This is a genomic window from Alkalihalobacillus sp. AL-G (genome assembly GCF_030643805.1).
Classification (GTDB): Bacteria; Bacillota; Bacilli; order Bacillales; family Fictibacillaceae; genus Pseudalkalibacillus.
The window spans coordinates 3,597,526-3,609,509 of record NZ_CP094656.1; the positions used below are offsets into that span (position 1 = coordinate 3,597,526).

The 11,984-nt window shown below is 41.5% G+C and carries 13 protein-coding genes; 6 read left to right on the top strand and 7 right to left on the bottom strand.

Annotation, left to right across the window (positions count from 1 at the left end):
• Positions 1–2 precede the first annotated feature (2 nt).
• Positions 3–1,982, bottom strand: coding sequence for an excinuclease ABC subunit UvrB (uvrB, locus tag MOJ78_RS18370; RefSeq protein WP_304978773.1), 1,980 nt, complete (start codon positions 1,980–1,982; stop codon positions 3–5).
• Between the two features lie 290 nt (positions 1,983–2,272).
• Here uvrB and MOJ78_RS18375 point away from each other — a divergent pair, with 290 nt between their 5' ends.
• The gene (locus MOJ78_RS18375) at positions 2,273–2,653 is read left to right on the top strand and encodes a YobA family protein (RefSeq protein WP_304978774.1); all 381 of its coding nucleotides are present in this window, start codon (positions 2,273–2,275) and stop codon (positions 2,651–2,653) included.
• 136 nt (positions 2,654–2,789) lie between these two features.
• Here MOJ78_RS18375 and MOJ78_RS18380 read toward each other — a convergent pair whose 3' ends face one another.
• On the bottom strand, positions 2,790–3,614 hold the full coding sequence (locus MOJ78_RS18380) for an IS3 family transposase (RefSeq protein ID WP_304978279.1): 825 nt from the start codon (positions 3,612–3,614) through the stop codon (positions 2,790–2,792).
• A gap of 121 nt (positions 3,615–3,735) precedes the next feature.
• Positions 3,736–4,050, bottom strand: a complete 315-nt coding sequence (locus MOJ78_RS18385) for a hypothetical protein (protein ID WP_304978280.1) — start codon at positions 4,048–4,050, stop codon at positions 3,736–3,738.
• Between the two features lie 264 nt (positions 4,051–4,314).
• Between MOJ78_RS18385 and MOJ78_RS18390 the strand changes: the two genes are divergently transcribed.
• Both MOJ78_RS18390 and MOJ78_RS18395 read left to right on the top strand, forming a co-directional pair.
• Positions 4,315–5,010 carry an AIM24 family protein gene (locus MOJ78_RS18390; RefSeq protein WP_304978775.1) on the top strand — a complete coding sequence of 232 codons (696 nt, stop codon included), beginning with the start codon at positions 4,315–4,317 and terminating at the stop codon, positions 5,008–5,010.
• Positions 5,011–5,280: 270 nt separating this feature from the next.
• Positions 5,281–6,141 carry a sulfite exporter TauE/SafE family protein gene (locus tag MOJ78_RS18395; protein ID WP_304978776.1) on the top strand — a complete coding sequence of 287 codons (861 nt, stop codon included), beginning with the start codon at positions 5,281–5,283 and terminating at the stop codon, positions 6,139–6,141.
• A gap of 73 nt (positions 6,142–6,214) precedes the next feature.
• On the opposite strand, the gene MOJ78_RS18400 is transcribed toward MOJ78_RS18395, so the two are convergent.
• The 3 genes from MOJ78_RS18400 to MOJ78_RS18410 form a co-directional block, all read right to left on the bottom strand.
• A complete protein-coding gene (locus tag MOJ78_RS18400; RefSeq protein ID WP_304978777.1) occupies positions 6,215–6,439 on the bottom strand; it encodes a DUF2198 family protein in 225 nt (74 codons plus the stop codon).
• 224 nt (positions 6,440–6,663) lie between these two features.
• On the bottom strand, positions 6,664–6,819 hold the full coding sequence (locus MOJ78_RS18405) for a hypothetical protein (protein ID WP_304978778.1): 156 nt from the start codon (positions 6,817–6,819) through the stop codon (positions 6,664–6,666).
• A 1-nt stretch (position 6,820) separates the two neighbouring features.
• On the bottom strand, positions 6,821–7,921 hold the full coding sequence (locus MOJ78_RS18410; protein ID WP_304978779.1) for a response regulator aspartate phosphatase: 1,101 nt from the start codon (positions 7,919–7,921) through the stop codon (positions 6,821–6,823).
• 360 nt (positions 7,922–8,281) lie between these two features.
• Here MOJ78_RS18410 and MOJ78_RS18415 point away from each other — a divergent pair, with 360 nt between their 5' ends.
• The 3 genes from MOJ78_RS18415 to MOJ78_RS18425 are packed head-to-tail and all read left to right on the top strand — an operon-like array spanning position 8,282 to position 11,743.
• Positions 8,282–9,616 (top strand): spore germination protein, encoded by a 1,335-nt coding sequence (locus tag MOJ78_RS18415; protein WP_304978780.1) that lies wholly within the window; start codon positions 8,282–8,284, stop codon positions 9,614–9,616.
• Positions 9,609–10,676, top strand: a complete 1,068-nt coding sequence (locus tag MOJ78_RS18420; RefSeq protein ID WP_304978781.1) for a GerAB/ArcD/ProY family transporter — start codon at positions 9,609–9,611, stop codon at positions 10,674–10,676. Before MOJ78_RS18415 ends, MOJ78_RS18420 begins: the two co-directional genes overlap by 8 nt.
• Positions 10,673–11,743 (top strand): Ger(x)C family spore germination protein, encoded by a 1,071-nt coding sequence (locus MOJ78_RS18425; RefSeq protein WP_304978782.1) that lies wholly within the window; start codon positions 10,673–10,675, stop codon positions 11,741–11,743. Before MOJ78_RS18420 ends, MOJ78_RS18425 begins: the two co-directional genes overlap by 4 nt.
• A gap of 66 nt (positions 11,744–11,809) precedes the next feature.
• Here the strand turns inward: MOJ78_RS18425 and MOJ78_RS18430 are convergent, their stop codons facing one another.
• Positions 11,810–11,938, bottom strand: coding sequence for a hypothetical protein (locus MOJ78_RS18430; RefSeq protein ID WP_304978783.1), 129 nt, complete (start codon positions 11,936–11,938; stop codon positions 11,810–11,812).
• Positions 11,939–11,984 lie beyond the last annotated feature (46 nt).

Here is an 11,984-nt window from a genome sequence, read left to right on the forward strand (position 1 = left end):
AGTCATCCTTCCGCTTTAAGCTCTAAAACCAAATCACGAAGCTCGGCAGCCCGCTCGAAGTTGAGATCCTTCGCCGCTTGCTTCATTTCCTTTTCCATTCGTTCAATGACCTGTTCGCGATCCTTTTTGTTCATCTTCTGAACTGGTACTTTTTTGCCATCCATATCGCTGTCTTCAGCCGCAGTGGTCACCCGGATCAGGTCTGGTATTGCTTTTTCGATCGTCTGTGGTGTGATTCCGTGTTTTTCATTATATTCAATCTGCGTGTTTCGCCGACGCTCGGTTTCATCGATCGCAATCCGCATCGAGTTCGTTATTTTATCTGCATACATAATGACATGGCCGTTAGAATTTCGGGCTGCACGACCGGTCGTCTGAATAAGAGACCGCTCTGAGCGCAGGAACCCTTCCTTATCCGCATCAAGAATCGCAACGAGCGACACCTCAGGAATATCAAGCCCTTCCCGAAGCAGGTTGATCCCGACGAGGACGTCAAACACACCCCGTCTTAAATCGCGAATGATTTCAATCCGCTCAAGCGTTTTGATCTCCGAATGCAAGTAACGGACTTTGACGCCGTTTTCCTGTAAATAATCGGTGAGATCCTCCGACATTTTTTTCGTTAACGTCGTGACAAGGACCCGCTCCTTCTTCTCCACACGAATTTGAATCTCATCCATCAAGTCATCGATTTGACCTTCGATTGGACGGACGTCAATAGTCGGATCCAGCAGTCCGGTCGGTCGAATGATCTGCTCGGTCATTTCCGGTGAATGCTCAAGCTCATACGGACCAGGCGTTGCCGACACATATACCGCCTGCTGGAACTTTTTCTCAAACTCATCAAACATGAGCGGCCGATTATCCTTAGCGGATGGCAGCCGGAATCCATGTTCAACAAGTACCTGTTTCCGCGCTTGGTCCCCATTGTACATACCACGGACCTGAGGCAGGCTCACATGCGATTCATCAACCATCAGTAAAAAGTCCTCTGGGAAGTAATCCATCAGCGTGTAAGGCGTCGAGCCAGCCGGTCGCAACGTCAAATGCCGCGAATAGTTCTCGATTCCTGAACAGAACCCCATCTCCTGCATCATCTCGATGTCATAACGGGTCCGTTGTTCAATCCGCTGGGCTTCAAGCAATTTGTCCTCTGCCTTCAACTCCTTCAGACGTTCCTCGAGCTCTTCCTTTATCCGTTCGATCGCAACCTTCATCTTTTCCTCACGCGTAACGAAGTGGGAAGCCGGGAAAATCGCCACATGGCTTCTTTCACCGAGAATTTCTCCAGTCAGTGCATCGACCTCGGTGATCCGATCGATTTCATCCCCGAAAAATTCCACACGCATACAATGCTCGTCGCGCGATGCCGGGAAAATTTCCACTACATCACCACGAACCCGGAACGTTCCGCGTGTGAAGTTAATGTCGTTCCGTGCATACTGGATATCAACCAAGTCGTGAAGCAGTTGGTCACGATCTTTTTCCATGCCGGACCTGAGCGAAACGACGAGTTCGCGATATTCTTCCGGATTACCTAAACCGTAAATGCACGAGACACTGGCGATGATAATGACGTCATTCCGTTCAAAAAGGGAAGAGGTCGCTGAGTGACGCAGTTTATCGATCTCATCGTTAATGCTCGCATCTTTTTCAATGAACGTATCCGATTGAGGGATATACGCTTCAGGCTGGTAATAATCATAGTAACTTACGAAATATTCGACCGCATTATTCGGGAAATACTCCTTGAATTCACTGTACAGCTGTCCCGCAAGCGTCTTATTATGAGCAATGACGAGCGTCGGTTTGTTCACCTGCTGGATGACGTTCGACATCGTAAACGTTTTACCCGTTCCTGTCGCCCCGAGCAACGTCTGATGCCGCTTCCCGGATTTGATTCCCTTGACGAGCTCTTTGATTGCACTCGGTTGATCGCCCTGCGGCGTATATTTCGATACAAGCTCAAACTGATTGTTCACGACCGGTCCCTCCTATTCCGAAATAAGGATGTTCAAAACGTACAAATATGCAATCCTTTTGCCCCTTGAAGCCTGCACAATCCGCACATTTTTAAATACTTACTTATTAATCTCTATCCAACATTATAGCACAGGAGACGCAATAAATAACAAGAAAAACGAACTTACATTCGCCTATCAAGATTTTCCATACTATTTCACTTGAAACGATGACCGTGCCGTTTCCGTCTAAAGATTAGGAGAAACCTGACATTGATGAAGTCAGATCGAAATGAACGGAGGTTTATGTAATGAAAAAATGGTTCTATTGGTCTATCATTCTTGCTTTTATTCTTATCATGCCCGGTTGCGGTGGTTCCGATACGTTACCACTTGTGAGAAATGACGTCTCCGGGGATAATCTATCGGAACAATCAATCAAAGGCTACATCAGCGCTATCAATGCTCCCCAAATTCTCGTTTTAGAAGACATTACGAAAGAGCAGCTGGAAGACTTCGATCCTAACGACCTTTCAACCTATCATGGCGGTGCGTTCTGGATCAAGGTGAAAACGCCTGACTCTTTTAAAATCGGACAAAAGGTTGAGGTCTGGACGGTGGGGCCGATCCTAGAATCCTATCCTGCCCAAGCGGAAGCCGGGAAAGTGGAGATTTTAGAGGATGTGGATTGAAAACTCGGGAATGTAAGGACACTCTATCCAAGATTGGGGTTAAAAAACGCGTTACCATTCGGTTGATCGTGCGGAAACGGCTGGGCCCCCTTATTTTGGACACATGCCCAGCCATTCTCCTTCTATCGTAGAATTTCTATAATTTCACTTTTGTGCTCGGGATCTGCCCTCTTCGAGATAAGTCATAATACTTCTGAGGCGTGTGTGGCTTCAAGCTTCCGTGATAACGAGAATGGTTATAGAAAGCGATATATTGATCCACATAATAAAAGGCTTCTTCGTAAAATCCAAATGCATATCGGTCAAAACACTCTCTCTGTAACACACTGTGAAAGGACTCAATATAAGCATTCATGTCTGGTGTCTTCTTTGGAATTCGCTCATGATAGACCTTGTGATGGTCACAAAAGTTGCCAAAGTCTTCGCTCACAAACTGGGGTCCGTTATCGGTTCGAAGAATCAGCTTCTTCTCAAATTCCCCAGATTTAAAGTGCACTTTCCGACGTATAAGTGCTTTTGTCAACATCGTTGTAATATGTTTCGCCTTACAAACCGATCCACAATAATAACCAACAATGGTTCGATCATAAACGTCAATCGCACTACACACGTAAAAGAAGGCGTTGGAATCCGTTATGTTTCCATATTTGATGTCGACTTGCCAGAGTTGATTCGAGCCTGTAATCGTACGATTTCTCGCAAGTTTTCTTGGGTGTTTTGCTTTTTTTGTGTTCGGTTTTTTTAGAATTCCTAGCCCTTTACACATCCGGTACACTTTATGCTTACTAATGATCAGGGAGTGGTGGTCTTTTAGATATAGGGTCCATTTTTTGTAGCCCATAGCTCCCAACCACTCGTCCCAATAAAGTTCCATCAGATATTCTGCGATTTGCGCATCCGGAATCTTTTCCCCTTGATTGGATACCGAGTAGCCCGGAATCGGCCGCCCTCTTTTTTTCACGTCCTCTTTGCCCCCTTGGCCTCGTAATAATAATAGAGTGACCTGGTGAAGTTGAAAGCCTCTGTCGCTTTGATCACAGAAAACCCTTCTTGCACCCACATTTTGATTTCTTCAAGCTGCACTAGTATTGGGATTTGTTTTTTTTAAGAAGTTCCCTCAACATCGCTACTTCTAATTCTTTTTCGCCTAGTAGCTTCATGGCATGATCATATTTCTTTTCTAATTCTTTTCTGGATGTTTGTGGGGTTAAGGCCTCTGTTCCTTCAACTTCCATTTCATCTCGAACCTCATCTTCATAGGTCCTCATCCACTTTCGGAGGGTCTCTGTGGAAATCCCCGCACCCTTTGCCGTGGAACTCATCTTATTGGTCTCGAGGGCCATCCGGACATATTGTTTTTTTACTTCCTCTAATACCTCAATTTTTTTCTTCGGCATAACCAATCACCTCCCCCAAGTAGCTAAAATAGCTTATTTTTAATATAAGGGAGAATGATTTTGGTGTCTAAATGATTTAGGGGGCCTAAAAGGAAAATCGATATTAATTGCGAAATCCGTAAATTAACTGCGAAAAATCGATTTTAACTGCGAAAAGTGGAAATACGACAAAATTGGGATAAAGCGGTCCAGAGCTTAAAAAAGGAATTTCAATTTTGCTAGTCGAATTATAAAGTAAGTGAAAATAAAGCAGGTGAAAGTGATATGTCAAAGTATTCAATTGAAGAATTTGTTCGCAACACAGTCCAAGAGGATAAAGGGGAAGGGTTTTTCGAGCAGGAGACCCCGAGAATTCTTGAAGTGAACCTAGATGGAAGCGTCTGGGCGAAGATGGGTTCGATGGTTACATACCACGGCCAAATCAAGTTTGAGCGCGAAGGAATTCTCGAACACGGCATCGGAAAAATGTTCAAAAAAGCACTATCCGGCGAAGGAGCCTCCCTTATGAAAGCTAATGGTTCGGGAAAACTTTATCTCGCCGATCAGGGGAAAAAGATCACCATTCTCCATTTAAATGGTGATTCGATTTTTGTGAACGGAAATGATCTCTTAGCATTTGAACCGTCCATCGATTGGGACATCAAACTGATGCGACGGATCACCGGCATGATGTCAGGCGGTTTATTCAATGTACACTGTCAGGGTACCGGAATGATTGCGATCACCTCCCATTATGATCCACTGACGATCGAAGTAAAGCCCGGCCGTCCAGTATTAACAGATCCAAACGCAACCGTCGCCTGGTCAGGAGGACTTTCGCCCGATTTCCAAACCGACGTTTCTTTAAAAACGTTTTTCGGACGGGGAAGCGGAGAATCGATACAAATGCGCTTTGAAGGCAGCGGATTCGTCGTCGTCCAACCCTACGAAGAAGTGTACTGGAGTAGCGACAACAAATAATATCAGGTATGTTGAAAAGCGGCATTTTCAGCCGCTTTTTTTCATTTTATTATCGCGAATAGGAACCTCCGAAAGTGGAACTCAGCCCGCCGATAAGGTAACATAGGTGAAGGAAGAAGAACTGTAATTAAAGTACGTGTTCAAAAAGGAGGATTAAAAGAGCCGAAGCTTCTGAAGTTCGACTAACTGCTTCACATCCTGTGAGAACGTCGAACTGACTTACATCGTGTGAGCCTCGGACTTTTTGAACAACCTATTAAAGGAGCAGCTATGGAACTACTATACATCATCCTAGGCTTTGCAGTCGGCATTTTATCTGGCTATTTCGGAATCGGCGGAGGATTCATCCTGACTCCGATCCTTATGCTGATCGGATATTCACCAATCGCAGCGATCACAATGAGTCTTATGTATGCAATCGGCTCCTCGGCATCAGGAGTTTTCGCCCATTTTAAAATGAAAAACGTTGCTTGGAAAACAGCAATCATCCTTGGTATAAGCGGTGTGACAGCGACTCAGCTTGCGAAACCCATCGTACTCTGGCTTGATGAAAACAACTATGATGAAACCGTCATCCCTGTTATATATGCAATGATTATCGCCTATTTTGCCTATTCGTTATTAAAAAAGGACCCGAAAAAAAAGCAAGCCTCAAAAGGCGGCGAACCGAATATCGTAAAAACAATCATTATCGGTTTCATCGGTGGTTTCTTGTCCTCAGCTTTAGGTGTCGGCGGTGGATTCGTAATGGTCCCACTCTTGATTTCCTTGATGGGATTTGAATCTAGAAAAGCCGTCGGAACAAGCTTAGTCAGTGTCTTTTTAATCGTGATTGCCGGCTTCCTATCCTATGCGGTCGTCATCGAATTCGATTTCATTGTCGCACTATTGCTGATCGCTGGCGCACTATTCGGAGGGCAGATCGGTGCAAAATTAACCGGACTTTACTCAGATTCACAGATCAAAACGTATTTCGGACTACTCTACGTCACTACACTAATAAGTATTTTGTTAGAACTCTTTAACCTAGATACAGCCGGAATCATTGTAATCGGAATTTACTTTGTAACATTACTCGGTAAGTTCATCAAGGATATTTTACAGAGGAAGCACAGCACGTCAGCATCATAAACGAACGAAGAAAAAGAGCCAGACCGTCCCAGTATTATATCTGGTAAGTCTGGCTCTATTTTCACACCCTGGTCTAACTCCACTTTTTATTTACTTTTTTACCAATTCGCATCGATAAATAGCTTCCGATGATCACACCGACCACAGCCAGCACGACCGTCCAAGCTGAGCTGTAATTTTGAAACGTTACAATCATCACAACGATTGAAAGCGCAATCGATATCAAACGATTATATGTAACCCGAACCAAGAATGGAATTAAGAAGATGGGTAAAAGAAGTGCTCCGATCATTTCCATATAAAAACAAACCCCTCATCAAACTCCCTCGCAAAAAAGGAAGTGTATCCGTTATGTATCATCTCCATTATAGGTTTTAATAGCAAGAAGTTCAATTTATCCAAACAAAAACAGGGTGACTCACCAAGGTTCAGCGGCCTCCGCTACTTCATACAACGTAGAGGTTTCCGAAACTAGATCTGAGTCAGCCCTGTTCTGAAAATACAACTGGCAGCTGTCATTCATTAAAGAGTAGTTGAAGCTTTGGCATCTCCTGGTGTGATGGAATCCTTGATGATGCCATCATGCGCATGGGCAGAGCCAGCTGGGCTAAATAGGATTGCAGTAGCCAACGCTAAAGCAATTGTACCAAAAGTTACGACCTTCCCTCTTTTTTTCATGTTAATCCTCCTTTAAGTTTATTTTGTTTTTCGCTGCGATCACCAGTTTGTTGTATGCTAGAGCTTTTACTAGATTGTCTTCTTTTTCATAGTAATTCGCTAATTCTCCTGCAAATCCTTCAATAATTCCCCAAAAACGACAACTTTTTAATATTGACAATTCAGCTTCCAGTTCACTAATATATTGGGCTTGTCCAAGGGTATATTTCGCTCTCAACACATTCAATTTACTTAAATATTCCTGGTCGCCAGTCAAGCCACATAACTTTTCAGCCTTTTCGAGCCATTCAAGTGCGTTGACCGTTTCGTTCACCTTAAAACATTCCTTTGCGATCAAATACATCGTTTTCGTCTGATAAGAAAGCTCTTTGTTCTCAACCATCCAAGGCAGACTTTTCTCTAGACAACGAATCGCTTCATTCGACATGTTCTGCTCTGAGTACATCCAGCCTAAGTTTTGCAACGAAACGGTTTCCGTCTGGGCACAATCGACAGCCTGAGATTCTTGTAACGCTTCGTTCAGATAGACTTCCGCTCTCTCATAATCTTTTAAAAGGATATTATTCGTTCCGAGCAAGTTCTTGCAATCTGCGACCCGGACCCGGTAGTGCTCATCTTTTTGATAGATTTCCAACGCTTTTAAAGCATGATGAATTGAGTTGATAATATTGAGGTGCTTGGAATAGACTGAAGCGAGTTTGTAATGAAATTCTGCGGTTTCAATGGGATCTGGAATGAAGGTCACTTTTCGTTCTGCGATCAGATAGCTTTTGATCGCTTCTTCATATCGTTTCTTTTGGTAACAATAAATCCCCTTAAAATAGTGATAATAATAATCGAGCACATGATCCGTTTCAGCACGTTCGAGTTCGATTTGGGACAGCGCCGTCTCTGCATTTTCCTGCTTCATAAATAAACTGTAGCGAAACTCCAATAATGAATAGTAGAGAAGAACGTTCTGGTTTTCCTCCATCTTTTCCATTTTTTCATCAATTTCTGCCTTCATTCGATGTGCTTTTTCCAGGTTCCGATCTCTCATTTGCAAGTACCACGAATTTAACATGTTTGAAATTTCTTCCGCACTTATTAGCTCAATACTCACGTGAATCCTCCTTTTGCTTCTCACTATATTTAGTGCAAGGATTCGACTTTTGTTTTAGTTCCCCTCCTTTTTCCAACTAAATGGTTAATGGAACCTAGATAAGAATCCGACTAATGAATTAAAAAACGACTTATGTACTATTATGGTGAGCGATTCGGTGAAAGATATGAAAGCTGTAGTCGATTTAGGGTGGGAAATGTCTAGAAGTTTTGAAAACCGTTACTGAGGATTGAAAAAATCGTAGAAGAAATGAAGTCCGTTGTCGGTGATGTTTATTAGCTAATTGTTTTCCCCCTGTATATATAGCTTCTACAAGGAAACAATTATAACAATGAATTTTTTGGGAAGGAACATCGAATCATGGATCAATTCTTAACAGAGTTGAAAGATAAGTTCAGAAACAGCGATGATTTGTTTTTTCAAGAAGAAGAAATCCTTGATGTTTCCGTTCTCCTTATAGGATTCAAAACATTGATAGATTTTCCCAAAACCAAAACAACCCTTCAAAAGTATATAGATACTGCAATTTTATCTAAAAAAACGATAAGTGAGCTATTAAATGAATTAGGTCAGGTAAAAGAGAAAGACATGGAAGAAGCAGTATCATCCATAATGACAGGTAAATTGCTGATCGTCGTCAAGAATCATCGTAAATTTGTAGTCATAGAACCTGTTGCCAAAATGTTGAACCGGTCAATTGAACAGCCTTCAAACGAAAATGTTTTAAGAGGTCCTTTATCTTCATTCAATGAAGATATCGAGACCAACATTGGCCTGATCAGAAAGCAAATCAACTCAAGCAACATACAGGCGGAATCTTTTTCGATCGGTCCTGAACAAAAAACGAAGCTTTCCATGCTTTACTTTGATGGTCAGGCAGATAAAAAGTTGGTAGAGAAAATTAAGTCAATGATCGAAAAGAATCAAGACCAAGAAATAAATAACTTGCAAAATTTAACGAAAGTACTAGGCTTTTCTGGTTGGTCTGTCATCTCAAAAATCCATACAACCGAACTTCCTTCAGAAGCCGTTCCTTACTTAAGAAAAGGAAGGGTAGCATTATTTTTGGATAGGTTCCCTTTCGTTATTATTCTTCCATGTTTTTTTTGGGATATGTTTGCACTTGAAAACGATCGGAACTTTCCCATTCCCTTGATGGCCTCAATACGAATGATTCGGGTCATAGGGATTCTGGTTACATTGCTTATACCAGCTTTATATGTTGCCCTTGTAGCTGTAAATCCTGAAGTTTTGAGAATAGAGCTTGCATTGACCATTGCTCAAAGCAGAGAAGCAATCCCCTACCCTGCTTTAGTCGAGATCCTGATGATGCTTATCATATTGGAGTTGATCATGGAAGCGTCAGTAAGGCTGCCAAGTACAATCGGTCCGACAATTACAATGGTGGGCGGAATCATTCTTGGGCAAGCTGTTGTGGAAGCAAAACTGGTAAGCACTCTACTGATTATAATACTTGCAGCTACTACAATTGCAAATTCAACATTGGTAGGGATACAAAATTCCCTTGCAATTCGTTTGTTTAAATACCTGATGGTCATTTTGGCGTCCATTTATGGTGTTTTGGGAATTTTGGGAGGCATCGTATTGTTCAGTGCATATTTAGCAAGTATTGAAACGTTTGGAATTTCATATCTTCACTTGAATTATGAAAAGGAAGGAACCAAATATGGATAGAGGTTTACATGTGGTTCTGATGTACCTGCTCATACATTTAGGACTCATATTCTTTTTATATCCTAACGATATCATCAGCAGTTCAGATGAAGGACAGTGGATGCCGATCTTGATAGGGCTCATTCTCCACTTTGTTTTGGTTTGGATTTATATGAAAGGATTGAGCTTTTTCCCAAAAAAGAATATTATCGATGTTTATTCAGAAAGCGGCAAAGGTTTTGCGTTTTTTATTCTATTTCCGGTTTTCATTTATTTGCTGTTGGTGAATATCATTGGGGTTCGAGCTTATTCAGAAATCATAACCATCATCTTTCTTTCAAATACCCCCTCCTGGGCCATTATCGTATTTTTCCTGTTCATTTCAGCGTATTTAGCTACTAAAGGAGTGGAAACGATCTTCCGGACAGGGGTCATATTAACATTTGTGTTTTTTCCAATCATCTTTTTTGTATTGATCACTTCCTTTCAAAACGCTGATTGGCGATATCTGTTTCCGCTTATCGACGATGATTTCCATTTTATTACGGACCCTTCTTATTTGAAAAGTTTTTCTGCTTTTACAGGAGGTTTTCTGTTTCTTGGTTTTGTCGCGCCATTTCTTACATATGATCGAAAAAAAGTGCTGGCTGCAGCAGCTGTCCTGATCCCATTTTTTGTTTTGGCAGTTTACATTCCTGTCCTTACTTTTGGACATGGTACTGCTTCAACATTTGTATTTCCATATATCATGACAGTTGACTCGATATATATCAATTGGCTGATGTTCGATAGGGTGTCGATGTTCTTCATCTTATGTCTGATCACATTTATCATGGTTCAAGTTTCTCTATTACTGTGGATGGCATACCAGATAATGAATCACTGGATCCCCCATAAACCTGTTTATAGTGTTGTTACATTAGTTATTGTCATTTTCATCGCTTCTCTGATGATTATTGATTGGAAGACTGTAGAACACCTGTTATGGCTGAATTCATTTTTACAGTTTTATGTAATATTCACAGTTCCATTATCTATCTATTGTATTGGACGCCGGTCATTGAGGAAGGGACTTTCATGAGAAAAAATACCGTTAAAATATTGATTACTCTAATTACTGTGTCTATATTAAGCGGTTGTTGGGACACCAAAGATATCAATCATCGCTCTTTGCCGATTGTAATGGGAGTTTCCATGGTAGAAGACCAATTTAAAATACATCTTCAAATACCGGAACCTTTTCCAAATACGATACAGGTCAAGGTCGTTTCAGAAACCGGAGAGACAGTGAGTAAAGCAGTAGATAAACTTAGTACTAATATGGAAAGCAGGATCGATTTACTACATGTGAAAGTGATTGTAATCGACAAGGAGTTGGCGAAGAAAGGAGTTAAACCCCTCATTTCTGGATTTATGAGGGCTCGTGATGTTTCTCCAAAAGCATTGGTGGTGATCAGCGATGAAGAAATTGAACCATTCTTTTCCAACCTGAAAAACTCCACTGATCCGCAAGGCACCACTCTCTTTGATTTCTTTGATAAAAGTGCAGGATGGAATCCGCAAATTGCCCTTACAAGAGTGTGGGAGGTCTATCGGAGTATTCATTCCTATACAAGAGATGTTGCTGTGCCCATTGTGAAGTCTGGGGAAAGTACACTAGTGGAACACCTTGGATCCGCTATCCTTAAGAATGGCAAGATGGTTGAACATATTGAGACAGATGAAACTCTGCTTGTAAATGCATTCTATGAGGAAGGCACATATGGGAAAGTGGAAGTCATGGATGAAGCGACAGTCATGATCGTTGGCAATAAGATGGATCATAAAAGTCAGTTCATTGATCAAGTACCTTACTTGAATAGCCAGCTTTATTTGAAAGTTGTCCTTTTGGAGACTAAAGGGAACCCTACTTCAAAAGAAATAAAGGCTTCTCTTGAAACACTGCTTACAGAACGCTTCAACGAGATGTTCAAAAAAATACAAGAGAGTGAAGCTGACATATTAGGGACTGGTCAATATTTCAGAACCGAAATCCCTAGCGAAAAGCTGAAACATTGGAGATCTGATTATTATCCTGATCTAAAGGTGAATCTTCAAGTTCATACGGTCATCCAAAATGAAGGACAATTAAAGTTAGTGGCTGATTAAATCACTATAAGGGTACAAACCTTGGACTAGAGACCTGTTTTGGTACATACAATCAATGATTTCAATTTAATTAATACCTGATTCAGGTCGTAATTCGATAAGTTTTGAAAATTCACCAATAAAAACCAGCACTGCGCCTATGACAAGAATTCCAGCACCTATTGCAATAAGACTTTGGGTTGTAACACTTTCCACACACAGATACCTCCAAATTTTAATATATATATCTATGCCAGTGAAT

Bases quoted from the DNA above. Each gene is read 5' to 3' on its own strand.
- MOJ78_RS18375 (WP_304978774.1), top strand. From the start codon at position 2,273: ATGAAAAAATGGTTCTATTGGTCTATCATTCTTGCTTTTATTCTTATC.
- MOJ78_RS18385 (WP_304978280.1), bottom strand. From the start codon at position 4,050: ATGCCGAAGAAAAAAATTGAGGTATTAGAGGAAGTAAAAAAACAATAT.
- MOJ78_RS18390 (WP_304978775.1), top strand. From the start codon at position 4,315: ATGTCAAAGTATTCAATTGAAGAATTTGTTCGCAACACAGTCCAAGAG.
- MOJ78_RS18395 (WP_304978776.1), top strand. From the start codon at position 5,281: ATGGAACTACTATACATCATCCTAGGCTTTGCAGTCGGCATTTTATCT.
- MOJ78_RS18400 (WP_304978777.1), bottom strand. From the start codon at position 6,439: ATGGAAATGATCGGAGCACTTCTTTTACCCATCTTCTTAATTCCATTC.
- MOJ78_RS18405 (WP_304978778.1), bottom strand. From the start codon at position 6,819: ATGAAAAAAAGAGGGAAGGTCGTAACTTTTGGTACAATTGCTTTAGCG.
- MOJ78_RS18415 (WP_304978780.1), top strand. From the start codon at position 8,282: ATGGATCAATTCTTAACAGAGTTGAAAGATAAGTTCAGAAACAGCGAT.
- MOJ78_RS18420 (WP_304978781.1), top strand. From the start codon at position 9,609: ATGGATAGAGGTTTACATGTGGTTCTGATGTACCTGCTCATACATTTA.
- MOJ78_RS18425 (WP_304978782.1), top strand. From the start codon at position 10,673: ATGAGAAAAAATACCGTTAAAATATTGATTACTCTAATTACTGTGTCT.